Origin of the sequence: Alistipes sp. An66 (genome assembly GCF_002161445.1) — a bacterium.
GTDB classification, from domain to species: domain Bacteria; phylum Bacteroidota; class Bacteroidia; order Bacteroidales; family Rikenellaceae; genus Alistipes; species Alistipes cottocaccae.
This window is the reverse complement of the sequence record NZ_NFHT01000004.1, coordinates 184,353-210,950: the sequence shown is the minus strand read 5'-3', so window position 1 is coordinate 210,950 and position 26,598 is coordinate 184,353. Positions and strand designations below refer to the sequence as shown.

Genomic DNA, 26,598 nt, shown 5'->3' with positions numbered 1-26,598 from the left:
CTAAGCAGATAGTTGGCAATCCGTTGCGCTCCCCATTTTCTCGTCTCACGCAGATTAAGAATAATGGTTTCAATTCCAGGCGTTACCTTCATATTTGCGAGTCTTGATGGGCGTTTAGATTTATCGGACAATTTTGACTTACCTTGTTCTTTCTCGCGATTTATCCAACGGTATAACGTGGAACGGGCAATCCCGCATCGAAGGGCTGTTTTTGTCACAGAACCCGTTTCGGTGTATATCCCAAGCCATTTTTGGCGCATCCGTATTTTTCGTATATCTTCTTTCATGCCACGAAGATACAGATTAAGATTTGTCTACGAAAAGAAAAATTGTAGCGTATCTATTGATACTTTACACTTTTTGCAATCAAACAGTTCCTTTCCGAAAGTTTCGGAGTTTATCAAAATTTTCCTCTATAAATCGCAATACATCGGACTCTCGATAAAATGCCTTTTGATTCAACATCTTATAGGGCAAACCATACTGCGTTCGATAGCGCTGAAGGGTTCTTTTGCTGATGTGCAACATACGACACAGATCATAATTGTCATACAGCTTTTCACCATTCTCAACCACAGGATATTCTGATGCCTTCGGAGGCTTCTGATTCCGTTCGATGCGTTCCAAAACATCCATGATCCGACGCATCCAAATATCGAAGTATTCTTTCTCCAGAAGCATGGAAATTACTTTTTAAAAGTATGACGAATCTTTTCATAATGGGCCCGAAGCTCTGCAAATTGTTCTTCGCGGCGTTTGATCGTCCGCGATTCAAGAGCCTGCTTGATAGCGCCAAGCGTATAATAGTTTTTACCGCCGAGGTTGGAATAGGGAATCTCGCCCTTGCTGCGTAACCGTTGCAGAGTCCGTTCGCTGATTTGAAGATATTGGCAGACGGCATAACTGTCCACCCACATCTTGTCAAGATCTTCGTTTGACTGACTTGTCTCTATAACGTAACGCTCAATTCGTTCCAGACGCTCGACAACCTCCTTATAGGCCTCGGAATCCATCGTTATCATACCCATGACTGTGCCGTTTTACGATGACAAAGTAAAGGGATATGGAGACCAATTATAACGTATACGGTATGCAATTATTTTGAAAACAACGGGAAAACGCGCTATTCACAATACGCTGATTAACAATCACATACACAAGAAAGCAAAAAAAGGAACTGATAGGGATAACAATCAATTCCTTCGTTCAAAATTCTTCGGATGAATACGACCGAGTACGGTATTTTTTCCAGATTTCTATTGATTAACAAATAGATGTCTGTCCATCTGAAAACGGGGAAGTCGGTATAAAGGGAAATCGGTTGCGAAAGTCATTTCTTCCGCTTTGGACGCTGCATTTTTTCAAGCAGCGAATCCGTAAGAGAGTCCAAAAAAGGTGTGGGATTGTTGCGCAAGCTCAGATCGCTGAATGTCCGCGACATGTTACTGCCAACCTCAATATTGAAAACCTTCTGAAAATAGGACGACAGTCTTGTCAACGGAATATTGCCGAAAGAACCTTTTGCATGCAGGGCAAATATCAACTCGCACAGATCGGTCTTGCTGTCCGCCCAGATCAGACGAACTTCTGAGCGGGAATCAAAATTATTCATTTCCAGCTCATTCAACGCATTGAGCAAATACTGACTCAACATATCACCGGCGAGAATCTTGGCTACGCGAAAATCTTCACATGTCGAAAACAGAGGATCACGTTCAAAATAAAAGCTGTCGAAATACTGCTCAATATTATGAGAGACATTTCGCAAAAAATAGACGTTGTCCAAATAGGATGCTCCACTTCGATAGTAACGATAAAAATCCAAACGCTTGTGGTTATAATCCTGAATGTTGTCCAACTCTCTATTCAAATAGGCTTTAACTGAATCTGGGCCAGACATCGGACGGTTCATCTCAATGTTGTAGATCTTTCGATAATAGATCAGTTTGCAAAAAATCCGCGGTTTTATCTCCTTGAAGAATTCTATCTCATCGGCTTCTGATTGAAACTCATACGTCGAAATGAACTGTTTCAACTTATCAAAAACCTTCTCCAATAACAACGAAACAGCCAGTGCCCTTGAAATGATTTCGTCTTCAGAAGATTCAATTTTACGAATATCACGTTCTGTTTTTTCTGCAATGTGTGAATGTACGAGGTCAGCATAAGATTGGGGTTTCATGGATGTTACAAAAAGTAAGAAAAATCTACCAACTATGAGTTGAACATAAAGTATAATATGTTCATTATAAGGTAGTTTTATCGTTTCATAACACCCTTATAATACTCAATTGATACTTTTATACATATTTTCAACCAATACAATATAACTATATTCTCAAACAGCGTTTTATTTTTGCTTGCAGGATAAAAAAGATATGCTATCTTTGCAAAGAAATAACATATGGGACAAACCCACTGAGCTGAACGTCGAACTCGCAATTCTCGTAATCTCTATCAGTCAGTCGGCTTGCGGTCCTCGGTATATACCTTGCGGTATTACCGTGGACGCATGGACTGTGATTGATAGAGAGGCTATGCGAGGCCCGACGTTCAAGAATGGTACTTGCGTCCTTTTTGTTTATTATAGATCAATTCTACTGAAGTATAACTGGAAGAACCCCGAACAGAACGCCGTCGCTGGCACTTGTCAAATGTGCAGGGCAATTCAACCAGTTTGTGTGGAGCTGTATTTGCAGATACAGCTCCATTTTTGCATCTCTATGTCATTAATCATAACAAAAATTCGAATCACTCCACATAGTCAACTGGTTTATCGGATAATAAGAAGCCGCACACCGGGTCAAATGGTGTGCGGCCGACAAATGCCGTCGCTGTTTGCACTTGTCAAATATGCACGTCATCGAAGTCGATGCCATCGAGTTGGTACTCTTCGACAGCCCAAGCCAGAATCTCTGCGAACTTCTCCTGATTGGCTTCGGTCAAATTGGCTACACCTACTCTCTGGTGATCTCCGAGAATCGTCATCAGCACCTTGCCGCCGTCCTGACGGATCGGCTGTACGTATTTGTAGTGTCCGGTCGTCGTGGAACCTGCATCAGGAACGAGAATCTTCGTCACGTTGTCGTTTAACCACAATTGAGGTTCTGTTCCATTGGCCCGAATATTCGCTGCAAAAATAGTTACAATATCAATGAAAGGCTCGCCATCCATACGATAGAGCATCGCGTTAAGAGGGTTGGTATCATTGACCTCAATGTAGGCCATTACCTTCGGGGTTTTGTCCCCATAAGCACGGGTAGTCGATACAACTGCAGCATCAACTTGGGGTTCCATAGCATCTTTTGCGCACGATGTAATCATCGATGCTGCCATAAAAAGCGATACAAAAAGAATAATAGATCGTTTCATAACACAAAGTTTTAAATGGTTAATAGTTAATTTATTGGTGCTTACCTGCTTTTACCAGTCTTTAGCAAATGTATCATAGTTTTTATCACTACTACGATATATTCCAGGAATACGGGTCATTACGTTATAATAACACTTTTCTGCTAGTGTAGCATCGTATTGGAGACAAAGAAAAAGATTCATCATCATACCAATGCATCCATTCTCATATCTATTGGCTGCTGGTAAAACTAAATCATTAAAAACTATAATATTATTAGTTCGTTCCAAGCCCCACATAATCATATTCATCATCCATAATGATCCTGAAGCATCAATACCAAGATCCGAATTTTCCTCATAAAATGGAATATTAACCGTTCCATAGCAACTTTTATCTAATCCGGCGATGGCCTTACGGGGATATACTTGAGGAAACATAGATGACAGATTATATGGATCGCAAAATACAATCGGCTCATCATCAGAAACGTATCCGTGCCATGCATAGTCAATATAATCGCCTACGGCAATACCGCCCGTTGCCTCTGTATCATGGAAATAATCGGTTGGTTCCTCATAATCCACCACAGTCAGCAACCGATCCTTCCCAAGCGCTTCCCGCATGGTTTTGATCAATTTCGGATAGGAGGTAGTGTTCATGTCGGGCATTCCCTCCTTGCCGTAACCGGCACCTCGATCCCACAGGTTTACGCCATCAAGATCATAAGTTTCCACAAAGGCCTTGACCTGCGCTACGAAGTCGGCAATCTGCGCATCGGTCATGTTGCAGAAACCGATCCCTTTGCCAGCACCTTCGATGCAAACACAGATTTTTCGGCCTTTGTCCTTCATCGGGGCAATATATTTGTCCGAATGCTCCAACGTGTAGAAAAGGTCGGAGGTCGGAGCAAAAATTACCCGTTGCAATGCAGCATCGTAGTCCACTTGTGCAATTCGCAATACTATAATATTGCCCAATGATGTTTGTGTAATAGATTCGAAACTATCTTTTTCTTTTTTTTGCAAAGCCACATAATCGGCATAATGAGCCTGCACTTCGCTTGTATTGACATAGAAGACCGTGGTCCACTCCGTATCGAGCGGAATTTCCCAGGAATTATCGCCCGATTGATATATGTTTTTATCAAATTCTCGGACATTAATCCCATAATATAAAGCCTGACCTTCTGTTATTTTGATTCCATCTATCCCATTCTGCACAGCAAGAGGTAATAGGTAAGTGCCTGGAATCATGTCATTTGATGAGAACACAATTTCAAGTGGTTCAGAAGTCATTGTTCCTGCTGCCACAGAAAAAACGCCACCATTACGAAGCATTACATTCTCAATAGGGAATGGATGAAGATCAGTTTTATGTACATCGTTGTATACATCAACTAAAGAAAGATCAGGAGCTACAGACAACGTGATTTGCTGATCAATACATGTATTAAACCTATAATATATTTGATCGGTGACGTCTTCCTCTACTGTTTCTGTAAGCTGAACCGATATTCGGTCCCGTAGCGACCTGCGGCTCCGCAAGGTCCCGGAAACTGTTTCAAGCGCCTCTCCATCAGGTTCCTGTCCGGCTCCATACGATATGGGTTCCTCCGTACAGCCTGCGAGGAGCAGGGTTGCTGCGCATCCAAACGCAGCGCACCGAAACAATCGAATAAATCCTGTATGTTTCATAATGTTCCCTTTCATGATTATTCTTTATTGAGTTGCGGCACCTCAATACCAGAGGGCCATTCGAGATCGAATTCAGCCACGCCATCGTTGCCGTTACCGGTCCAGTCATGGATGACGTTGCCTTCGCCCTCGTCAAATTTCCAATAGCCGATCAGCCCCGGCGTCTGCGGATCGACATCGTACATATTCTCCCAAATCTCCTGCTCGGTGCGGGCCACGTTCCAGACGCGGACCTCGGTGATATCGCCGTTCAACTGGCGCGTGTCATCGTAGGATTTGCCGAGGAAGAACTGCCGGAAATTGCCCCAGCCCTTGTATTGTTCGTACTGCGAGGGGTTCTGCAAATAGAGGTCGTAGAAGGCCCGGCCCGCAAGGTTGAAGGGCGTCGAGGCGGGGTTGCCGAGGTCGGTGCCGCGGCTCTGCAACTGTCCGTTAACGTAGATGCAGACTTCGCGCGTGGCGTAGCTGTACGTCGCGGCGACGTGGTACCACTCCCCGGCATTGAGGAGTTTCGTCTCGTCCTTCTTGGGGAACTTACCGAAGCCCGGCGTTGCAGCAGCATCCCCCGTGCCGTCGAACTGCAACTGCTGGCGCGGGAACGACGCATCGCCGATACGAAGCAGGAGGTAGTTCTCGACACCCATGATGGTCGAAATCTCGGAGTGTTTCGAGAAGTCGTCGACGCGGATAATGGCCTCGTAGGTTACGGCCGTGAGATTGTTGAAGAGGTCGCTCTGCGGGCCAGCCTTGTCGAGGGTCGGGAAGTTGATCCAGTTGTCGCGCAGCGACGCCGCCGAGGTGATCGCCGAAGAGCGTTTCACGACGTAGTAGGCCGTTGCGGAACTTCCCAGCAGCGACACTCCGCCGCTTGCGCTGCGGATCGTAACCGGAAGAAGGTAGGTTTCGTCGATCGGGAGTTCGGCCACGTCGCCCGAACCGTCGAGATTCTTGAGCATCAGAGACAGCCGATCCGAAATGGTCTTTCCGGCCGGAATCGTCACGGTATTCTCCGCCAGTTCGTAATAGGAGGCGTCGAGCATGGTCCACGACGTTCCGTTGCAGGCATTGTAATCGGCGACAAGAGCCGGCTCGACCTCAACCGTAACCTGCACGTCCTCTGACGCCGGGTAGCTCATCACTACGGAAAAGTCGCGTTCGAGCGTCGGAAGCGTCTTCTTGAAGGTTGTCAATTGGGTAGCGTCCGCCTCGGCGACATCGAGGTAAACCACGTTGTCGAACGGTGAGCGGTTGTCGTACTCGTCGTTCTTGCAGCCCGCAGCGGCCACCGCCGTCGCAAGCAGCACTAAAGCATATTTTTGCACTCGTTTCATGGCTGGCTTATTTTGCAGGGTTCAACAACTGGATGGCGGCACGGCTGGAAGCGTAGATGATCTCGCTGCCGAAATAGTCCGTATTCGCATCATAGATACACAATCCGCCCAGCGGGCCGAGTTCCGGAATGCGCAGGGCAAGGGCCGAAATGGCATCCGAGGCCGTCTTGTCCTCATCAAGGAATTCATATTCGGTCATCGCGCCCAGCAGCAGTCGATCCGCAGAGACGTTCTCCATCTCCAAGGCCCGAAGGACTTGCAGTTTCAGGTCGCTGGCATTGTCCGTCGTCCGGGTATCCAGCACAATATAATCGACCTTCGCCCGCTGTGCTGCGGTCAGGAACTGCGGGTCCCCCTCGAAGAAGAGCGCCAATGACTTGCCGGGACCTGCCACCGCACCAAATTTTTCGAGAAAGAGTGCCGCCACGGCCTGCTGGGCCTCCTGCGAGGCCTCGTCGCCATAGCTCGGCAGGCCGGAGAAGGAGAGCCCGTCGAGTCCCAGTTCCTGAGTCCGGGCCACAACCCCGTCGAGGTAGTCGGTCAGCTCTGCGAGGTCCTTCCATTCGCCGCTCCGTGCGGCATAGTCGACAAAGTAGAGCACGCGCGTGCCCTTCTCCTTCAAGACCTCCAGATCCTCGGCGTCATAAGCCGAGAAGTTGTCGGCATTGGTCAGCGATACGGCATCCAGCGAGTCCGGAAGGCTGCGCAGGCAGTCCTTCTCACTCGTAGGATTTGTGGAGCCGTTTTCGAAGCTCGCCATGACGAGCGTATGCTTGCCCGCCTTATAGGCCCGCAACGCCGCCGTATATTGCGCCCACAGTTCGGGATTCTGCTCCGAAGGCCGCACGGGCTGCTGATCCACAGGCTCCATCTGCGTCCAGTCGCTGCACCCCGCGGTGAGCAACAGCGCCGCAATAGAGAGATATATTCCGATTTTTTTCATAGTCCGTTATTGTAAAGGTTTGACATCCCACCAGACATGCACGCCGCCGTTGTCGCGGCCGCCAAGCATGTCGATCGCAGCCTGCAGGTGTACGGGATTCTCCGTGTACTCCTCAACCGGGTACGGTATGCGGCGCATGCCGTACCGCGAATCCACCGTGCCGCCCGACTTGTTCTCCACCACGGGCAGCAGCCGCGGGTAGCCCGTGCGTCGGTACTCCGACCACGCCTCGATTCCCAGCGGGAAGATGGCGATCCACTTCTGCGTGATGATCCGTTCGAGGTTCCGTTCGCGGACCTCCTCCGTGTCACCGGCTTCCCAGGCTATCGAAATGTCGCTCGCCGGAGCATCGGCCGTATATTCACCGGTCGGATCAATATATTTCGCCGGCTTCGCCGTACTCGTGACATAGCTGTCGGCGCCCGAAGCCCCGTGTTCCTCGAACGACAGTGCAATGGCATCCTCGTAGAGCTCCTTCGCGGCATCCAGGCTGCCCCAACGCAGTTCCCATTCGGCGCGCAGGAACGTCGCCTCCGCGGCATTGAACCACAGATAGGGCGAAGAGCTACTGATTACCTGATTCGAAAAGGTCTCCACCATGGTCGCCTTATTCGTCGGGTCAATACCCACACGGATACCGTAGTAGTCGCTCTTCTTGTTCCACGTTCCCTGCGTGAACATCGCAGCACGGCGCGGGTCGTTGTAACCGTTCATGTAGCTGATAATGTCGGCCGCTACGCGATGGTCGCCCCAGTCGTTGTAGATCAAGGCAGCACGATTCTCCGGAGCGTGCATCTGCGCATTGTCCGCGTTGGCCGTGATCACGCCATCGGCGATTGCCTCGGCCCCCTTTGTTTTCGACAGCTCCGGCTTCACATACGACAAACGCATGGCCATACGCAATTTGAGCGAGTTCGTGTATTTGATCCACTTCAAGATGTCGCCGTAGTAAACATAATCGAACTTGCGGAAGGCATCGGCCGAGAGCTGCTCATTGGCGTGAAGCACCGCCAGCACCTCGTCCAACTCCTCAAACATCTTCATGTAGACCTCCTTCTGCGTATCGTAGGCCACCGTCAGCGACTCGGCCGAGTCCTCGATGACCTTCGAGTAGGGAATCGGACCGTAGGTGTCGGTCATGCGGTGCATGATCGCCACGCGGAACAACTTCGCCAGGGCGATGGCCACCTCGTCGTCCGTATTGTTCACGACGCCCCGGAAATAGGGATAGGCCTCCTGCATGACAATCACAAAGGGCCATTTCAGCCAGTCGGCCGAAGGGTTGAAGGTCGAGAACTTCTCCTTCCAGCCGTCGGGTGTTTCGGCCATGTAGCCCGCAAAGGCGTTGCCCGTGAGCGATTCGTTGAACTGATAACGGTGTTCCTGCACCGGAATGACCAGGTTCTGAAGCCCCCGGATGTTGGTGCCGATCTTATAGTTCTCGCGCTGGAGCTCTTCGTTCGTCGCCTCGCTCGGATTACGGTTGATCTCGTCGAAATCCCCCGTGCAGCCCCACGACAGCAACAGCAAAGCTCCGAAAAGCGCGCTGATGATATGTTGGATTCGTTTCATACGTTTTCGGTTTTAGAAGGTAACACGAAGGCTGAAGCCCAGGCTGCGCAGCGACGGCACCATGAAGTAGTCGATGCCCTGGTAGTTGTTGCCCGTCGAGGCGATCGCCTCGGGATCGAACGGCGCCTTACAATAAATCATCCAGAGGTTGCGGCCCACAAACGATACATCGATCGAGCAAACGTCGCCGAACCAGCGGCGCGGCAGCGTGTAGCCCACCGAGAGTTCCTGCAAACGGAAATTCGTCGCCGAATAGGTGTAGTAGTGCGGCAGTCCCGACTGCGAGGCGATCGCGGCGTACCATCGCTGCGGGTCGACCATCTCACGGCCGTTAATCAGAACGCCCCCGGCATCGCGCGCCGCGGCTGAAGTCTCCGATACACCGAACAGGTCCATGTTGGCCTGCGTGGCAGAATAACAGATGCCGCCGATACGACCCGTGAAGAGAATGCCCAGATGCGCGCCTTTCCACGAGAAGTCGTTGCGCCATGCCAGATTGTAGTCCGGAAGCACCGAGCCGAGATAAATCTCCTCGCCGACGTCCGTCGTCACGAAGTTGCCGTTGCGGTCCACCTGGATATAGCCGTTCTCGTCGTATTTCAGATTCGACGTCGTATAGAGGTCACCCATCGTGCCGCCCTTTTTCAGAATATACTTCGCCTTACCGAGGCCCTTGATTTCAAGGCGGTCCTTCAAGGGTTCGCCTGTCATCGGGTCGCACATGCCGTCCATCAGGTCAAGAATCTCGTTGCGGTTCCAGGTGAAGGTGACGTTCGTATCCCACGAGAAGTCGCGCCAGGCGTGCCCGTAGCCCAGCGACGCCTCGACACCCGTGTTGCGCACGCAGCCCGTCTGAACGTACATGCTCGAATAACCCGACGAGGTGGAGACCGTCGGCTGGAAGGTCTGGTTGCTCGTGTCGGCCAGGTACCACGAGGCGCTCAACCGCACGTCGTTCCACAGCCGGGCGTCGAGACCGACTTCCCAGGTCTTCGTCCGCTCGGGATAGAGCTGGCCGATCTCGCGGAAGGTCGTAGGCAGCCACTGCTGCGTGGTTTCGTCATAGGCGTAGGTCGGGGTTGTCAGGAAGCGCGGGAAGGGAATACCCACCGACGAGAACGACGCCCGGAGTTTCAGATAGGAGAACGCATCCGGCAGGTCGAAGGTCGCCGTCGGGATCCACGAAAGGCCCACCGAGGGGTAGAAGAACGACTTCTGCGGCGATCCGGCGAGTTGCGAAGCCCAGTCGTTGCGGCCCGTCAGGGTCAGGTAGAGCATCTGTTTCCAGCCCACCTCGACCGAGCCGAACAGGGATTGCGTCTGCTCCTGCCAGCCCCACTTCTGGGCGCGGGACTTCTCGCGGTCAAGGTCGAAAACCGTGAAGAGATTCGGAACACCCGAATCGCGGATCGGACCCCGGTAGGACAACTCACGGCTCCGCACGTCGTTGATCGAGGCACCGACGTTGGCCACCAGCGACCAGTCGTCGCCGAAGGTCTTGTTCACGTTCGCCATCACGTCGGCGTAGATCTGTTCGTCGGCATTCGTGATCTCCGTATAGTGGCCCTGCGAGCTGCCCTCGGTGATCGTGGTGTTCGACGAGGCGTAGAGCTTCTGCGTATAGACCGAATTGGTGTTGTCGATGCGGGCGCGGCCGCTGACGTTCAGCCACGGCAGGATGTCATACGACAGCGTGGCCGATGCCATGTAACGTTTCTTGTCCGTATCACGCGGGTTGCGGTAGGCAATCCAGTAGGGATTCTGCATGCGCAAGTCACCGCCTTCACCCTGCGGCCAGTACTGCACGCTGATCTTGCGCGCCGGATCCCAACGCTCGAAAATCTTCACCGCCTCGAAATCATCCCCGCGCGGGAAAAGATAAGCCGATACAATCGGGTTCGAATAGACACCCTGGTTGATCATGTTGCGGTCCTTCTGCACGATATAGCTGACGCTGACATCCAGATGCAGCCGGTCCTGAAGAAACTGCGTCGAGTTGCGGAACGTAAAGTTGTAGCGGTCGTAGTAGTTGTTCGGAATGATGCCGTCAGAATTCACCGCAGCAGCCGAAAAGTAGGTCTGATTCTTCTCCGTACCGCCCGAAAGCGTCACGGCATTCGTATAGACATGGCCCGTCTCGAAGAAGTCGTCGGGCGTATAGCCCGTCCGGGCAGCATCGGTGAGTTTCGGACCCCAACTGTAGACCGGCGAGCCGGAAACGGAGCCGTAACTGCCCGTACCGTAACGGTTCTGAAACTCCGGCATCACGAAGGGCGCCAGGAACTCCGTCTGACTCGAATAAGTTACCTTGAACTGCCCGGCCTGTCCCTTTTTCGTCGTGATCATGATGGCGCCGTTCGCCGCGCTCGACCCGTAAAGGGCCGCGGCCGAAGCGCCCGTCAGCACCGAGATCGACTCGATGTCCTCGGGGTTCAGGTCGGCAATGGCCTCCGTGGCACCGCGCGAATCGAACTCCGTGCCGCCTCCGCCTCCGACGTTGTTCATCGGGATACCGTCAATCACATACAGGGCATTCGACGACTGAAGAATCGATTTCGTACCGCGCATGACCACCTTCGAGGCACCGCCGACACCCGACGAGGAGGTGTTGATCGTCACACCGGCCACCTTGCCCGCGAGCGAATTCATGAAGTTGGCGTCCTTGACCATCGTGATGTCCGACGGAGCGACCTGCTGGACATTGTACGAAAGGGCTTTCTCCTGACGTTTAATACCCAACGCCGTAACCACGACCTGCTCGATCTCCGAAGCCGCCTCGCGCAGCGTCACATCGAAGCGAGTACGCGAACCGACTGCCACATGCGCCGTCTCATAACCCAAGTAGCTGATCTCAAGCACCCGTGAAGCAACCGGAGCCGGGACTACCAATTCGAAACGACCTTGAGCATCGGTAGAAACACCCACGGTTGTTCCCTGAACAATGACTGAAGCCCCCACGATCGGCTGTCCTTGCTGGTCAAGCACTTTTCCCCGGACTTGTACCGGTTTCTCCGAAGCCTCCGCCTTTTTGGTTACAAGAATCGACATGCCTTCGATCGTGTAATCAAGTTCCGTATCTTTGAAAAGCACGGGAAGAATTTGTGTAATGGTTTGATTTTCGGCGTGAACCGATACGATAATACGCCGGCTGTCGATGTCCTTATTGAATAGAAACAGATAGCGCGATTGCTTCTCTATTTCATTGACCACCTGTTCCATAGGAACATTCTCCATATGGATCGTAAAACGGGCGGTCTGTGCCTGCGCTCCTCGAATCTGAAGCGACAGACACATCAGCAGAATGACCTCAAACAGATTCCGGATTTTGCAGAATCTCGTTTTATTCATACTTTTGTGAAATTAAAGGTAATAGATGTAGTAAGGTTAGTTTTATTCTCTGTTACCGGCCTGCGGATCGGCAATATCCGCAGGCTTTCTTTTTCAAGAGAATCAATGGTTTCAGGTTCTCATTGTCATTTTATCATAGGCACTCTTTTTTCCCGAATTACACAATATGTTACTCTATCGCAAGATTTTCTATTTTATACGAATGATGTTGTGTTCCTCATCCCGTTCATAGGTGAAATCCGCCACATGCTGCAACACCCGCAGCGCATGATCGATACCGTCTGAAATACGGATCTTGCCGCTCGCAAATTCGATGGTCGGGATCTTCTCGCATTCATACACGATCTTGACATCGTATATTCGTTCGAATTTTGACATCAGCTCCTCGAAAGAGATCCCCTTCATACTCAGGATACCCTCCGTCCACTGCATCGCCACAGGGTCATTGTTGTGAAAAACAAGAAGATGACCATTGATGAGATTGACCACCTCGTCGGGATGGAGAATCACATTCTGATCGCCCGAGGTTACCTTCACCTTGCCTTCAAGCAATGTTGTTGAGAACAAGGATCTCGATTCATCCGCGACAACATTGAACTTTGTTCCCAAAACCTCTATTTCCGATGCAAATGTTTCGACGATAAAGGGCCGGTCCGCATCGTGAGTGACTTCAAACATCGCCTCACCCGAAACCTTTACCCGCCGTGCCTTACGATCAAAAACCACCGGATATTCGATTCTCGAACCGGCATTGAGCCATACATGTGTGCCGTCGGACAGGTTCATGCTTACACGTTGTCCGGCCGGTGTCTCAAAAGAGGTGAATTGAGCCGATATTTCATCATAGGTGTGCGCACGCATCCAATACAATCCTCCGGCAAAAAGAGTCAACCCGGCAGCGATGCCCGCCGAATATCGGACCACCTTGCGGAGTGTCCAGGTACGTTTGGGACGCTTCCCCACCGCGCCGATTACCTGATGAACCAGAACACTCTCAAAAACGAGACGAACCCGGTCAATGTCCCGTTGATGATTCTCGGGATCCTGCTGATACCATTCCTGAATCTGTTGTTCTTCTTCCGGCGAGCATTTTCCAGTCAAATAGCGATATATTACCTCGTCTTGCATGTCTGTTTCAGTTTACGTTCTACATATAATATGAATAAGGACAGGGGGTACTACACTAAATTTTGCATTTTTTTGCAAATAAATTTTTTAATTTATTTATTCATTTTGTTTATTAACAATATCTGCTTGATAAACATTGTATTATGAATTATTTATTCATAATGGCCCTTCACATCGATGCCAAACAAATAAATTTCGTTTTTCTGTAAAATATCTTAACTTTGTTTTCGAGTTATGGGTATGACAGCAACATCTATGGGAATCGATTTTACTTTCGATGAACTCGGCAAGCATTTTTTTGCCAACATCGAGGCATACAAACTGCTGGCATATTCCTATGTACGGAATGATACCGTAGCGGAAGACATCGTATCGGATTGTTTTCTTCGACTATGGGAACACAAAGACAAACTGGATCCCCAAAAAGGTGATTATCGAATGTATATCGTACAAATCATCAAAAACGCATGCTACGAGTACATCCGAATGAACAGCATTCATTCCAAAATCCAAAATCATATTCAGGGCCACAAGGAACGGCAACTGCAAATCAGTCTCCGTTCACTGGAAAATCACGAGATCGAAGCCAACCTTTTTTCAAGCGATGTGGAAAAAATCATCCGACGCGAACTCGCTAAGATGCCGCAACTCCGACGGGAGATCTTTTCCGACAGCCGGTTCGGACTTATGACACATAAGGAGATCTCGGAAAAATACCGGATCCCGCTCCGCCGGGTAACGTGGGAGATTACCCAGGCCCTCAACACGCTGAAAATCGCCCTGAAGGATTACATGCCCGCATACATGCTCCTGTTTTATTTTATGAACAGAAAATAATAAAAATGAGGGAACGCTATTCGATTGACATGTGATTGCGATAGATCATGTAAATTATAATAGCTATTGTTCCCTCATTCCCAGACTTTATGTCGGGTACATAAAGTCTGGTATATTCATGCAGTATAAATTCACATATACGCTGTATAGCTATCAGCCTAATTCATATATGCCTCATCAATTGAATATTCTTTGGGCATTCAAAGAATTTGCACAATTTATGTTATCCCGATGCAAATATAGAAAATAAACCCGAATAAGTATTCGCGAATATGTATAAATATTCGAATTCGGTGGTTCTTTTGCATTCGTGGTAAAGAAAGCGCGATATTATTCAAACCAAGAATTCGTTATCAGTATAGGACAACGGATAAAAGAATTGCGCAAGGAACACAATCACTCACAAGAATATCTCATCGAAAAAGTAAGATTAAGTATCAATTGCTACGAAACAGGAACAAAAGTTCCAACATTGATGTCAATATATAAAATTTGTGAGTTTTATAAGATATCAATCAGCGAGTTTTTTGCTCCAATAAACTATCAACATTAAACAAATGAAAAGGGACGATAAATTTGTATCGTCCCTTTATTATTTAAGTCATAAAAGTAACAAGAAAGTTTCCAGTTAAGGAAACTTTACATATATTTGCAAAAAAAAATGGGAGCAAAGATTGAAGAGATCGGGAAACTGATTCGTAAGGAGCGGAACAACCTGGGCCTGACACAAGAGGAACTGGGACAAAAGGTCGGAGTTGGAAAAGCACAGATCTCAAAAATAGAGAACGGGCAGGGATCACGAATCTCGACTCTGAAAAAAGTTTTAGACACACTGAATCTTACGGCAACAGTCGAATTGAATGCAGCAGCAACAGGAATCAACAAGAAACTGATTGAATATGTTGTTGCAAACATCAGCGAATTCGCAAAAAAATATGACCTGACAATCCGTGAAGCGAGCAACTATCTGAATTTGCACAAAGGATTGAGTTTTCTGGAACAGCATTACGATGCCGAACACCTTCTTTCGATAGATGACAGTGTAGAAGATCTGGCTCGGGTATGCTACAACAACGGGGGAGGATTGCGATGAAACTATACCACGAATCAAACATTCTCATCAGGGAAATCGATTTTTCCCGATGCAGGACATATAAAGATTTCGGGCAAGGTTTTTACTTGACCGAAATCGAAGAGCAAGCCACGAAAATGGCCGAAAGAACAGCAACGATCTATGGCGGCAAAGGAATCGTTAGCGTATTTGAATTTGACAGAGAAGGTGCCTTTGCCGATAAAGAGTTATCCATCAAGGAATTTACAATTCCGAATCAAGAATGGGCTCTCTTTGTGATGGGAAACAGGGACCGAAACAGGGACCGAAACAGTGAGCATCCAACACACCATTTCGACATCGTAATTGGTCCCGTAGCAGATGATGAAATGGCAACTCAATTCAGATATTTCAAAGATGGAATCATTGATCTGGAGAAATTAGTATCAAAAATACGTTTTCATAAAGTCTCTTCGCAATATTTCTTTCATACGGATAGAGCCATTAAATACCTCAAGCCTTATGAATGATAAAAAAATCGAATATCTGATCGAAGGAATCAGTAAAGACATCATCGCCTATTTGATGGAAGACAATGGCATGAAAATGACCGATGCCATTTCTGTATTCCACAATTCGGAGACATTTGCGAAGCTCTCCGATCCGAACACGGGACTTTACATAGAGAGTTCGGCCTATGTATATGAGATCTTGAAATCGGAATTAAAAATGGGGAAAATCACACAAGAATAAAGAAGCATATTATCACAAAAAAATTTACGACTGAACTTTCAGAAAAACAAGAAAAAGCGTAACTTTGAACCGAGGATAGCACAGACAGATATCAGACAAAGGAAGACAGCCTGCTGTGACTAAATTATGACCTACGCAATTAATAATCAAATCAAGAATCTGATTATTAGAGATTTAAGCTAATATATTCCGATCCCAGAGGGTTCACCAAGAAAGTCCGGCGTCGGAAGGCTGCCGGACTTTTTGTTTGCGGGGGGGGCTTCGGTTGCTTTGCGGGCGACATCGGCGGCTCGTCGTTTATTACCATACGGGAGAGCCGACGGTCTTACAGGTGCGCCGGGCGTGCCGGATGGTACGATGCCGGACTTATGACTTTACTTGTCCGTTGGCCCCCCGGATTTCAGGGCTGTTATACCAATCAGCCAAACTTTTGGGCTGCCTTTTTATGGATTCTGCACCAATAGAGGTAATGAATTGCCGGGTTCAAATGTGTATCGCCAACTTTCAGCGTTCAATGCGGCGTTCATGTGGGCAAGGGCATTCTGCCAGTTACCGTCCGTCACCTGTGTGGTTCCGCCGGTGCCTACCTGGTCTTCACCGATGCCTTGTTCCTGGCCGTTGCCTCCCCAGTAGCAGGCGGTGATGATACCGCTATACGGGAGGCCCTTGAAGTTCCGTCCCGCCACGCCGCCTGTGGCTCCGTCCGGGCCGCTGACAGTCCCTTTGGCATGGTAGCAGGCGGTCAGGGTGCCCGAAGCATTGTCTCCCGTTACGCCGCCTACATAGATGGTGCCGCTTCCGCTACCGGTCACGCTGCCCGTGGCATAGCAGGCGGTCAGGGTGCCACCTCCGTTGTATCCCACCACGCCGCCGGCATGGGAGTTGTTCGTACCGTCGTTTTCAACGGTCACGTCATCCGTGGCGTAGCAGCCGGTCAGGGAGGCCCCACTATTCGTTTCTCCCGCTATGCCGCCGGCAAAGATCACGCCCTTCACTGTGGCCGAGGAGTTGCACCCGGTGATGGAACCGCCCCATTGAGAGCCCACCACGCCACCTGCGAACGTTGTGCCGCTGACGCTGCCCGACACCGAGCAGTTTTCAATGGTACCCCAGCTATCTCCTGCCACGCCGCCGGCATAGCCCGAACTGTTGTCGCTTGTTATCTGTACGCCCTCCAGCACCACGTTCTTCACCGTGCCGTTCTCGTCGATATCTCCGAACAGGCCTGCATATTTATAACTTCCCGTAACGGTCAGCCCCGTGATGGTATGGCCGCCGCCGTTGAAGGTGCCGGTGTATTGGTGGTTATAGTCTATGCCTATCGGCGTCCAGTCGATGCCCGAGAGGTTGATGTCGGCCGTCAGGGTGATGTTGATGTCTGACTTCCATTCTTCGTTCACCAGCTTGGCGATGTTCTTCAGGCCCTCGGCGGAGGTCACGGTGTAGTTGCCCTGTCCGTCGTCGGTATATCCCTTGTCCTTATCCAGCGTGATGTTGTAGAACTTGCCTGCCACGGGGGTGATGGCAGCAGAGAGGTCGCGTTCCTTGTTGTCGTTGTTCGCCATCAGCTTGGTTATCGTGTAGCCGAGCACCACGTTCGCCTCCCAGCAGGTGAAGGCGTTGCCGTTTTCGGTGTATTCGCACTTCTTCATCTCTATCCAGCCCTCTTGCGAGCCTTGCACTACCGTACCCTTTTCATAAGTACACTGTGTGTAGGTATAGAGCTGGAGGCTCTGCACTTCGCCGAGCGCATCGCCGGTGGGCGTGACGCGCACCTTTGCCAACGAGTGGGTGAAGGTCAGCGTGACCGGGGTCAGGTAGTCGCCCGTTCCCGTGCCGTGCAGCAGGTAGGCAAGACTTTGGCTTTGGTCGCCGAGGTCGAGGGTGCCGCCCGTGGCGGGATACCAGGCGGTGACGGTGCGATTGGGTATCGTGTTCGTCCAGTAGAGGGGCGCGTCGGAGGTGGCTGTGCTGTCGTCCTGCACGATGTAGATGCCCTCCTCGCCGTCTATCTGTACGGCGAACTGGTCGCCTGCGTCGAACACGCTGCCCGTGCCGTCCCCGTTCTCGCTGACGCGCGTCGCCGGTGCGCCCCAGGGCTGTGCCTCGCCGCCCTCCACGCCGAGGGTGATGCGGGCTATCTCAACGGGGTATTGTCCTTCGGGCAGACGGTCACCGTCCGTCCGTTCGTCCGTCGTACAGGCAGCCGTGGCAAGGAGCAGTGCGACTGCGGCAAGAAGCAGATGGATGGAATGTCTTTTCTTCATATCGGGTTATCTTTTATTTGTTTCCGTTTTGTGCTGCCGCCGCCTGCGAAGGCGGCCGTCGCACCATCGTGTCTATGGGCAGCTCCGGCTTGACGCTTGCGCCGGGGCAGCGGTATGTAGGGCTTACAGCGTGATGCTTACATTGTTCGAATCTCCGGGTTTCCACGGGGTAATCTCCGGTTCTTCCACCGTGATGCCCTTGTTGTTGAGCGTTATGTTGTAGGTATAGGCATAGCCTGCGGAGAACTGATTCGCTTCGGGCTTGGATGGATTCGGCAGTGTGGTTGTATAGTCCAGTCCGTTGAAAGACACTTTAAGTTCAAGAGAGGAGTTCACTCCCTGCGGGAGAATGATGACTTGCGAAGTGGTGGCACCGCCCAGCTGCATGGTAATCGGCGATTCGACGGCTGCGGTTACGGCAGTCGTGCCGGTAGCCGTGTCGAATGTGCCTTCATGCTTCAGCCCCTCCAACGTGTAGCCGGCAGGTTCCGTTTCGTTGAAACTGAGACCATCGCCTGCCTTGAAGGTGAACTTGATGAGACTCATGCAGTGGTGGAACGCATGGTCACCGGTGAAGCTCACCGTCGGGTTGTGGGTGTCGCCCGTGGCTCCCGAGGCAAAGAGGAAGTCGATGCCCGTGCCCTGCTTGTCGGCTGCGGTGCTGACGGTCACCGTTCCGCCCTCAGACTGATACGGATAGTAGGCATTGAAGGTCTTCGTTTCGGTGTCATTGAAATAGATGGTCATATCCTCGGGCACGAACTGGCCGCTCTCTCTCACGTAGGGTATGTTGATGTAGCCGGCGCCGGTGATGCCGATGCAGTCGCCGTTGTCCCATAAGTCTCCGTCCGTTCCGCTGACGCGGGTGGAGGGGGTGGCAGTCACGTTGTTGCCGATGGCGGCGGTGAACTTGGCGGCCACGGGGCCGTCGTTGTTCAGATTCTCGTTGTCGTTGTTGCAGGCGGCAAGTGACAATGCCAGCGCTGCAAGTGCAAAAAATCTTGTATTCATTCTGTTTATAGTCTTTATTTTAATAAATAGTTTCCGTTACAGTGATGCGCTGACATCGCCACCTTCCACCGGTTCCCAGCCGGAGATCTCGAATCCCGAAAATTCGGCCTCTTCGGGGGTCTCGACAAGCGTTCCGCCGAGGGTCAGCGATGCGTCCTTTCCGGTGTTGAAGGCCGCGAGGGCTTCCGTGAGGTCGCTCTCCAGCGTGGTGGGGGTCGGGTTGCCGTCGGCATAGCGGATTTCACCCGTCAGCAGCTGCTCCGTGCCGGTCACACCCAGCAGCCGCACCGTGGCCGTCCACTTGCCGGCATCGGCACCTTCGGTAATCTTCGTGAAGGGCAGTTCGACATTTGAGGCCGCACCGTAGGTGCCGGTTGCGAAATCCAGCGTTCCGGCCACACCCGTCAGATGGGCAACAATCTCCGTGATGCGGTCGGCGGCATCACCCGTCGGTTCGACGACAAGCGTCAGCTCGCGCACCTGCTGCTTCATTGTGGCGGTCAGCGGATAGTCCTTGTCTTTCTCGATGCTCACCTGTTCCGTATGGGTGAAGAACCACCCCGGGGTGTTGTCGATGAAGGCGCCCGTCGTCTGGTTGCCCGAGGCCGGGGCGACGGTGGCCGTGGTGCCGCTTACGGTGATGCCCTCGGCCGGGTTCCACGCCACGAGGGTGTAGCTGCCCGGCGTAAACAGATGGTCGGGAGCATGGGTGGCGGAGGTCTCCGTACCCGTGTAGTCGCCCATGGCGATTGTCCACGTGGCGGGGATGTCGAGCCCTTCGCCGCGGGCCGACCAGTCGGCCGTGACGGTAATCTTGCCGTGGTCGGGGTGCGGCGTGTTGTAGAGCGTGTCCTTGACGCAGGAGGCGGTCAGCAGCGCGGCGGCTGCGGCGGCTGCGGCGGCCAGAATCGGAATATATCGTGTCGGTTTCATATCGTCGTCCTCCTTGGTTTAGAAAAGGTTCCACTTCAGGGTGATACCGGCATTCACGGGGCCCCACCACTCCTTGGTCTCCGAGCCCTGGCGCACGCGCACGCCGTCGATGACCTCGTATTTCTCATAGTCGGCATTCAGGTATCCGAGCCCGAGCGAGAAGTCGAGCGAGAGGCGCTTGCCGATGGGCAGGATGTAGCCTCCGGTCAGCCCGCCGCCCAGAAGGTCGCCCTGGCGTCCCGTCTCGGAGAACTTGTAGTTGAAGGCGCCGGTCTTGAATAGCAGGCCGAGGTAGCCGCGCCGCGCCTTACCCATATAATAGCGTACCTCGGGAGCTACCTCCCACAGGGCGTAGCGGCGCTGTTTGTCGTTCCATGACCACGAGGTCCACGTGCCGTTGACGCCGAGGCTCCAACGGCTGTTGATCCGCCACTCGACCCCCAGGTCGGGCGTGAGCGTCGCCCACCGCAGCAGGTTGGCACGCAGGGCAAGGCCCGACGCCCGGTCCGAAACGGATTCAGTCGTCGGAGCGGACTGCACGGGCGCAGGCTGCGGAGCCGGTTGTTCCACGGGCTGTTCCGCCGACTCGGGCTGTTCGGGCTGTTTTGCCGGTTCGGGCTGTTCGGGGACCGGCTGCGGCGCAGGCTCCGGGGCCGGAGCCGGCGGAATCACGATCCGCACGGTTACCAGATTGCCGCCCGAGGTGTGGTTATGCGTCGTGAAGCACGCCTCGGTGAGCCCGCCGCGGAGGATCAGCTCCGTCTTCACGCGGTTCGAGCGGGTCTTGGCCATCGCAAGGTTTTCGTCGGCCGTAGCCTGCGAGGTGCAGTAGCCGTCGACAAGCACCGGAACCGTGCCGTCGGCAATGACTGTGCGGTTCCCGGCAATGCAGGCGAGCAGCCGTTCCAGCTCTTCGCCGTTGCCGTTCCACGGAATGTAGAACATGTCGTTGTCCGCCACGAAGCGGAAGGTGTACTCGGTCGGAGCGGAGGCTTCATCCGCCGTCTGGCCGAAAGCCGGGCCTGTGAGAAGGCCCCATGCAAACAAAAGGGTCAGGAGTCTCATGGGATCATAAGATTTGTTCGGATTGCCGTCGGGACAAAACGCCCGCGGCCCGGATCGTGCAGATTCGGGCGCAGCGGAGATGACGCGGGAGCGTCAGTTTCGATTTTTTCTCGGGGGGGGGAATTTTTGCGGTTCCGGGCACGTGTCACCCTTTCGCTTCCGTAGGGCGAACGTACAGCACGGGGATTGTTCTCGATGGTGAGCATGGCTTTGAGCCGAAGAATTCGAAAACAAAATTAGCAGAAAAAACCCAATCTGAAAATGTCATGAACCCGTTTTATCGGGCGAGTCCTCGAAAATTGTTGTTCAGGCAAAAAAAATTGTTGTTCAGGCAAAAAATTGTTGTTCAGGCAAAAAATTGTTGTTCAGGCAAAAAAATTGCGGCTCGGGCAAGCAAAAAAACGCGGAAGAACCGCCGCGTCATTCAGGCCGCGCCGTCCCCCGGCACAACGCTTCCCCGGCACAGGAGAGTTCTCTGAACGCCACGTAACGCGCCGTATCCTTCCCGGTCTCGTGCTTCAACAAGTCGTTGAAATAGGCGGGCGAACAGCCGAAGACTCCCGCAAACTCCTCTGCCGACGGAAGGCGCTCATGCGGCGCCTTTCCGCTGCGGAAAAAGGTGCCCAGCCGCCGGTCCGTGCAGTCCAGCACCGCCTGATTCTCATCGTGACGGATGATGAACTGACGCCGGTAGAAGCGGGACGCATAATCCAGCAAAAGACGGATTCTCCCGGAGAGAATCGAATAGCAATATTCGTCGATCCCCCAATCCAGTTCCGCCTCTATCCTATCCATCTCGCCTTCCAGCTCCGCCCGCTCCCGCCGGGAAAGATGGAGGCTCTCGCTCGTGTCGTATTCGAAGAACGAATACCCGCCGGAGGATCCTCCCGCACCCAACGGATCGAATACCGAGGCGTGGAAACAGAGCAGACGACCTTCCGGCCGTCCGGACCCGACACTCCATACCCCGGGATCGACGGCCCGACCCGGCGGCAGGAGGGTCAGCGTCCCGTCACTGAAATCGCACGCCCTGCGGCCGAAAAGTGCGGGACACGGATCGGACCATCCCCTCAACCATACGGTATAGAATCCGAACCGGAGCGGCTGCCGGATCCCCTCCGCAGCGGACAGCCGGATCATGCTGACCAGCGGATTGGCCGTCGTTGCCGAAAAGAGCCGGTTGCATCGGGTTATGCTCCTGACCGTCATGTTATCTGCCCCTGCAAAAAATCAGCGTCGCTCTCATTCGGCACGATCCTGCACCCCGGGCAGCGAAAGCGTGACGGTCACCTCGCCCGCACCGCCCAGCAGCCCGAGCATCTCCGCCCGGGTGGAAACACCGTCCACATGGCCCAGCCGGGTGAAATTCCAGGTATTCACATCATAATAGATGACCAACGAGTTCCCCTGATACAGAATCAGGTCTCCGGGAGCGGTCGTCGTGGGGCGGTCGTTCCGGGGCAGCGTGAACCCCAGCTCCCCCACCTTCTCCATGTCCCCGTAATCATTCATGCGGATGCTGACGGCGCCCTGTGCGAGGCGTGCTTTCAGCGCCTCCGCCGAGGTGTTCCCGGCAAGCGTCGCCGTGAACGAACGTCCGTTCACCGACAATCGAAGAGTCGTGTTTTCCATATCGCTTTCGCCCGGTTTATCCCCGTTGTCCGTTGCCCCGGACGCCACGGTCCATGCAGGGAAATCGTCTCCTCCGCACGCCGTGACGGATGTCGCAACCAGCGCCAGGGCAATCAAAATCAATCGTGTCATTTCCAGCAGGTGTCCCAAAAGCCCTCCGCCCGCGCAGGACCGATTATTCCAGTTTGCCGTATTCATCATCCGTGACGGGTTCCAGCCACTCGTTCGAGGTCTCCTCACCCGGCACCTCGAAGGCCAGATGGGCGAACCACGAGTCGGCCGCCGCACCGTGCCAATGCTTCACCCCCGCGGGGATATGGATCACCGTACCCGGAAAAATCGCTACGGCCGGCTTGCCCTCCTCCTGATACCAGCCCCGGCCCGCAACGCCGATGAGCATCTGTCCGCCGCCGCTTTTGGCCCGGTGGATATGCCAGTTGTTGCGGCACCCCGGCTCGAAGGTGACATTGGAAACGGGAACCTGCTCCCGCGAAATCGGAGCCAGGTAGCTGTTGCCGGTGAAATAGCGGGCGTAGGCCGTGTTGGGCTCGCCGACGGGAAAGATCATCTCGCGCTGGAAAGCCGACCGGGCATCTGCTTCCGGCGTCTCCTCGGCCCAGACATCCGTGGCCAGCCGGAAGGCTGCCCACGCCTTGGGCCATCCGGCATAGAAACCGATATGGGTCAGAATCTCGGCAATCTCGACTCGGGTGATGCCGTTCTGCCTTGCAGTTTGAAGGTGATAGGTCAGCGACGAATCGGTGATTCCCTGACTGATGAGCGATGTGATGGTCACCAGACTGCGGTCACGCAGCCCGAGCAGGTCCGTCCGGCTCCACACCTCGCCGAAAAGGACGTCGTCGTTCAACTCCGCGAATTTCGGTGCAAACGCCCCGAGCTGGTCGCGGCCAGCCGTCTGTTTGATCTTTTCCTGTGCCATGATTGTTGTTCCGTCAATTACCAGTGCGACAAGCACTGCGATGATCCGTATCTTCATATTGCGATATTTGAATGCGTTCCCGCTGTTTCCTGCTGCATAAAGATCCGGCCCCGGCGGCCATGTCCTGCGTTCGAGCTCCTGTACAAAGGTAGGACGATCCACGCCGAACGGCCGTATCCATTTTACGGTTATTTATACCCGAATCCCGGATAAGGCGACGAAGACGGAAAATATTCGGAACAGAAACATTATATTTGCAAAAAAGATAAAATGCCGCGATATGGACGATTTGATTAAACTGGACAGTGTGGAGAAGTACAACAAACTGTTCGGACTTGAAACGCTGCATCCGATGGTCGCCGTCATCGATCTGTCGAAGGCCACCGTCTGGCCCGAACACCTCAAAATCAACTACGGCGTATACGCCCTCTACCTGAAAGACACGAAATGCGGCGACATCACCTACGGACGCCAGCCGTACGACTATCAGGAAGGAACGATCGTCTGCTTCGCCCCCGGACAGGTCGCCGAGACGGAAATGCAGAAAGACGTGCGCCCGGCGGCCCACGGCATCCTGTTCCATCCCGACTTCATCCGCGGAACCGCCCTGGGGCAGGAGATCCGGAAATATTCGTTCTTCTCCTACGAGGCCCGCGAGGCCCTGCACCTCTCGGAAAAGGAGCGCACGACGGTCATGGAGTGTTTCCGCAACATAGAAGCCGAACTGGAACACAACATCGACAAGCACAGCCGCCGTCTGATCACGGCCAACATCGGTCTGCTGCTCGACTACTGCCTGCGGTTCTACGAACGGCAGTTCACCACGCGCGAAGTCTCCAACAAGGATGTCATCGTGCGTTTCGAGCGCCTGCTGGACGAATATTTCGACGGCGAGGCTCCCCTGGAAAACGGACTTCCGAGCGTGAAATACTTTGCGGACAAGGTATTCCTTTCCTCCAATTATTTCGGAGATCTGATCAGCAGGCAGACCGGAAAGACCGTAACGGAGCACATTCAGGACAAACTCATAGGTCGGGCAAAGGAGCTGCTGCTCTCGACCTCCCAGCCGATGAGCGAGATTGCGTACGGCCTCGGATTCCAGTATCCGCAGCACATGAGCCGGATGTTCAAGCGGATCGTGGGATGCACGCCGAACGAGTTCAGGATGCAGGGAGCCTGACTTCCAGACGGCGCCGACACCCAGAGTCCTGCGGCGGCAAGACCCGATCCGGAAACGGTACTTCGACAAACACGAAAATACTACCCCCCCACATGAAAAGCCCACTGAACAAAGGCCTGGCTCTGGCCGTCGTCTCCGCCGGCGCCGCCTCATGCGCCCCGCAGGCGGAAGAGCCCATGCATCGCATGAACGTCATCTACATCCTGGCCGACGACCTCGGATACGGAGACCTCGGCTGCACGGGCAGCACGAAGATCCTTACGCCCAACATCGACCGCATGCGCGCCGAAGGCATGCTCTTCACGCAGCATTATTCCGGCAGCACGGTCAGCGCGCCGTCGCGTTCGGTCCTGATGACCGGGCAGCACACCGGGCACACCCCGATCCGCGGCAACCGCGAGATGGAGGGCGAAGGCCAGACTCCGCTTCCGGCCGGGACCTGTACGTTGGGGCGGATGTTCCGGCAGGCGGGTTATGTCACGGGGGCTTTCGGCAAGTGGGGGCTCGGATATCCCGGATCGGAAGGCGATCCCGTCTATCAGGGTTTCGACCGTTTTTACGGCTACAACTGCCAGCGCGAATCCCATCGCTACTACCCCACCCATCTGTGGGACAACCTCGAACGGGTCGAACTGGAAAAAAACCGCGACGGCGCCTGCGGTTCGTATGCTCCGGATCTGATCCATACCGAAGCGCTGCGCTTCATCCGCGAAAACCGCGACAAGCCGTTCTTCCTGTTCCTGCCCGTTACGCTACCCCATGCCGAACTGCTGGTTCCCGACGACGAAATCATCCGCTCCTACCGGGGAAAATTCGGGGAGAAGCCCTATCTCAACAGGGGCGGAGACTACGGGCCGAAGACCACGGTTGCGGGATATTGCTCCCAACCGGAACCTTATGCCACGTTCGCCGCGATGGTCACCCGGCTGGACCGATACGTCGGAGAGGTGTTCGCGGAGTTGAAGGAGCTCGGGCTGGACAAGAATACGCTGGTTCTGTTCACGAGCGACAACGGACCCCACCGGGAGGGCGGAGCCGATCCGGACTTTTTCAACAGCAGCGGACCATTCAGGGGTGTCAAGCGCGATCTGTATGAGGGCGGAATCCGTCTGCCGCTGATCGCATGGGCGCCGGGCCGCATCGAGGCCCGAAGCACGAGCGAGCATGTCTGCGCCTTCTGGGACATGCTGCCGACCTTTGCGGAGATTGCCGGCGCGGAGCTTCCCGACACGCTGTTGCAGGACGGCATCTCGATCGTTCCGACGCTCACGGGCGCAGGACAACAGCCGGAGCATGACTACCTGTACTGGGAGTTCCACGAGGCGGGCGGCAAGCAGGCCGTGCGCCAGGGGAAATGGAAGGGCGTAAGACAGGGCGTAAAGAAGAATCCGGATGCCCCGATCGAATTGTACGATTTGAGTACGGACCTGCACGAAGACCGCAACGTGGCGGAACAATATCCGGAGGTCGTTGAAAAAATCGCCGCAATCATGCAATCGGCCCGCACGGAATCGGAAATCTTCAAATTCTGACACCCTGCGGCATCCGTGCGGGGCGA

Annotated in this window: 25 protein-coding genes; 7 read left to right on the top strand and 18 right to left on the bottom strand. The window is 53.3% G+C overall.

Annotated elements, in window-relative coordinates; genetic code table 11:
- From B5G16_RS04960 to B5G16_RS04910, 11 genes are all read right to left on the bottom strand, one after another.
- Nucleotides 1-287 (bottom strand): helix-turn-helix domain-containing protein (locus B5G16_RS04960; protein WP_143260829.1); only part of this gene is annotated, 287 nt, incomplete at its 3' end.
- Nucleotides 288-366: 79 nt separating this feature from the next.
- Entirely contained in the window at nt 367-681 is a 315-nt protein-coding gene (locus B5G16_RS04955; RefSeq protein WP_087261799.1) for a helix-turn-helix domain-containing protein, read from the bottom strand.
- Between the two features lie 5 nt (nt 682-686).
- Entirely contained in the window at nt 687-1,028 is a 342-nt protein-coding gene (locus B5G16_RS04950) for a helix-turn-helix domain-containing protein (protein WP_087261797.1), read from the bottom strand.
- A gap of 302 nt (nt 1,029-1,330) precedes the next feature.
- Nucleotides 1,331-2,182, bottom strand: coding sequence for an RteC domain-containing protein (locus B5G16_RS04945; RefSeq protein WP_087261795.1), 852 nt, complete (start codon nt 2,180-2,182; stop codon nt 1,331-1,333).
- A gap of 665 nt (nt 2,183-2,847) precedes the next feature.
- The gene (locus B5G16_RS04940; RefSeq protein WP_143260828.1) at nt 2,848-3,372 is read right to left on the bottom strand and encodes a hypothetical protein; all 525 of its coding nucleotides are present in this window, start codon (nt 3,370-3,372) and stop codon (nt 2,848-2,850) included.
- A gap of 51 nt (nt 3,373-3,423) precedes the next feature.
- Nucleotides 3,424-5,049 carry a BT_3987 domain-containing protein gene (locus B5G16_RS04935; protein WP_162612018.1) on the bottom strand — a complete coding sequence of 542 codons (1,626 nt, stop codon included), beginning with the start codon at nt 5,047-5,049 and terminating at the stop codon, nt 3,424-3,426.
- A 17-nt stretch (nt 5,050-5,066) separates the two neighbouring features.
- Complete coding sequence (locus tag B5G16_RS04930; protein ID WP_087261789.1) at nt 5,067-6,380, bottom strand: DUF1735 and LamG domain-containing protein; 1,314 nt, start codon at nt 6,378-6,380, stop codon at nt 5,067-5,069.
- Nucleotides 6,381-6,387: 7 nt separating this feature from the next.
- On the bottom strand, nt 6,388-7,323 hold the full coding sequence (locus B5G16_RS04925; protein ID WP_087261787.1) for a glycoside hydrolase family 18: 936 nt from the start codon (nt 7,321-7,323) through the stop codon (nt 6,388-6,390).
- A gap of 6 nt (nt 7,324-7,329) precedes the next feature.
- Nucleotides 7,330-8,895 carry a SusD/RagB family nutrient-binding outer membrane lipoprotein gene (locus B5G16_RS04920; RefSeq protein ID WP_087261785.1) on the bottom strand — a complete coding sequence of 522 codons (1,566 nt, stop codon included), beginning with the start codon at nt 8,893-8,895 and terminating at the stop codon, nt 7,330-7,332.
- A gap of 12 nt (nt 8,896-8,907) precedes the next feature.
- The gene (locus B5G16_RS04915; RefSeq protein WP_087261783.1) at nt 8,908-12,243 is read right to left on the bottom strand and encodes a SusC/RagA family TonB-linked outer membrane protein; all 3,336 of its coding nucleotides are present in this window, start codon (nt 12,241-12,243) and stop codon (nt 8,908-8,910) included.
- Nucleotides 12,244-12,432: 189 nt separating this feature from the next.
- Entirely contained in the window at nt 12,433-13,371 is a 939-nt protein-coding gene (locus tag B5G16_RS04910) for a FecR family protein (protein ID WP_087261782.1), read from the bottom strand.
- A gap of 234 nt (nt 13,372-13,605) precedes the next feature.
- Here B5G16_RS04910 and B5G16_RS04905 point away from each other — a divergent pair, with 234 nt between their 5' ends.
- From B5G16_RS04905 to B5G16_RS04885, 5 genes are all read left to right on the top strand, one after another.
- Entirely contained in the window at nt 13,606-14,208 is a 603-nt protein-coding gene (locus tag B5G16_RS04905) for a sigma-70 family RNA polymerase sigma factor (RefSeq protein ID WP_087261780.1), read from the top strand.
- Between the two features lie 310 nt (nt 14,209-14,518).
- Complete coding sequence (locus B5G16_RS04900) at nt 14,519-14,761, top strand: helix-turn-helix domain-containing protein (protein ID WP_239405967.1); 243 nt, start codon at nt 14,519-14,521, stop codon at nt 14,759-14,761.
- Between the two features lie 108 nt (nt 14,762-14,869).
- Nucleotides 14,870-15,301 (top strand): DUF3791 domain-containing protein, encoded by a 432-nt coding sequence (locus B5G16_RS04895; RefSeq protein WP_087261779.1) that lies wholly within the window; start codon nt 14,870-14,872, stop codon nt 15,299-15,301.
- On the top strand, nt 15,298-15,789 hold the full coding sequence (locus B5G16_RS04890; RefSeq protein ID WP_087261777.1) for a DUF3990 domain-containing protein: 492 nt from the start codon (nt 15,298-15,300) through the stop codon (nt 15,787-15,789). Before B5G16_RS04895 ends, B5G16_RS04890 begins: the two co-directional genes overlap by 4 nt.
- A complete protein-coding gene (locus B5G16_RS04885) occupies nt 15,782-16,012 on the top strand; it encodes a hypothetical protein (protein WP_087261775.1) in 231 nt (76 codons plus the stop codon). The genes B5G16_RS04890 and B5G16_RS04885 overlap by 8 nt, the downstream gene beginning before the upstream one ends.
- A 443-nt stretch (nt 16,013-16,455) precedes the next feature.
- Here the strand turns inward: B5G16_RS04885 and B5G16_RS04880 are convergent, their stop codons facing one another.
- The 7 genes from B5G16_RS04880 to B5G16_RS04850 form a co-directional block, all read right to left on the bottom strand.
- Nucleotides 16,456-18,279 (bottom strand): GLUG motif-containing protein, encoded by a 1,824-nt coding sequence (locus tag B5G16_RS04880; RefSeq protein ID WP_087261773.1) that lies wholly within the window; start codon nt 18,277-18,279, stop codon nt 16,456-16,458.
- Between the two features lie 123 nt (nt 18,280-18,402).
- A complete protein-coding gene (locus B5G16_RS04875) occupies nt 18,403-19,290 on the bottom strand; it encodes a fimbrillin family protein (protein WP_087261771.1) in 888 nt (295 codons plus the stop codon).
- 36 nt (nt 19,291-19,326) lie between these two features.
- Nucleotides 19,327-20,223: a FimB/Mfa2 family fimbrial subunit gene (locus B5G16_RS04870; protein WP_087261769.1), complete on the bottom strand. Its 897-nt coding sequence runs from the start codon at nt 20,221-20,223 to the stop codon at nt 19,327-19,329.
- Nucleotides 20,224-20,241: 18 nt separating this feature from the next.
- A complete protein-coding gene (locus tag B5G16_RS04865; RefSeq protein ID WP_087261767.1) occupies nt 20,242-21,288 on the bottom strand; it encodes a DUF3575 domain-containing protein in 1,047 nt (348 codons plus the stop codon).
- 420 nt (nt 21,289-21,708) lie between these two features.
- Complete coding sequence (locus B5G16_RS04860) at nt 21,709-22,428, bottom strand: hypothetical protein (RefSeq protein WP_162612017.1); 720 nt, start codon at nt 22,426-22,428, stop codon at nt 21,709-21,711.
- A gap of 102 nt (nt 22,429-22,530) precedes the next feature.
- Complete coding sequence (locus B5G16_RS04855) at nt 22,531-23,052, bottom strand: cyclophilin-like fold protein (RefSeq protein ID WP_087261826.1); 522 nt, start codon at nt 23,050-23,052, stop codon at nt 22,531-22,533.
- A gap of 43 nt (nt 23,053-23,095) precedes the next feature.
- Nucleotides 23,096-23,917, bottom strand: a complete 822-nt coding sequence (locus B5G16_RS04850; protein ID WP_087261764.1) for a carboxymuconolactone decarboxylase family protein — start codon at nt 23,915-23,917, stop codon at nt 23,096-23,098.
- Nucleotides 23,918-24,140: 223 nt separating this feature from the next.
- On the opposite strand from B5G16_RS04850, the gene B5G16_RS04845 reads away from it, so the two are divergent.
- Both B5G16_RS04845 and B5G16_RS04840 read left to right on the top strand, forming a co-directional pair.
- Nucleotides 24,141-25,040 (top strand): helix-turn-helix domain-containing protein, encoded by a 900-nt coding sequence (locus tag B5G16_RS04845; RefSeq protein WP_087261761.1) that lies wholly within the window; start codon nt 24,141-24,143, stop codon nt 25,038-25,040.
- A 92-nt stretch (nt 25,041-25,132) separates the two neighbouring features.
- Complete coding sequence (locus B5G16_RS04840) at nt 25,133-26,572, top strand: arylsulfatase (RefSeq protein ID WP_087261759.1); 1,440 nt, start codon at nt 25,133-25,135, stop codon at nt 26,570-26,572.
- Nucleotides 26,573-26,598 lie beyond the last annotated feature (26 nt).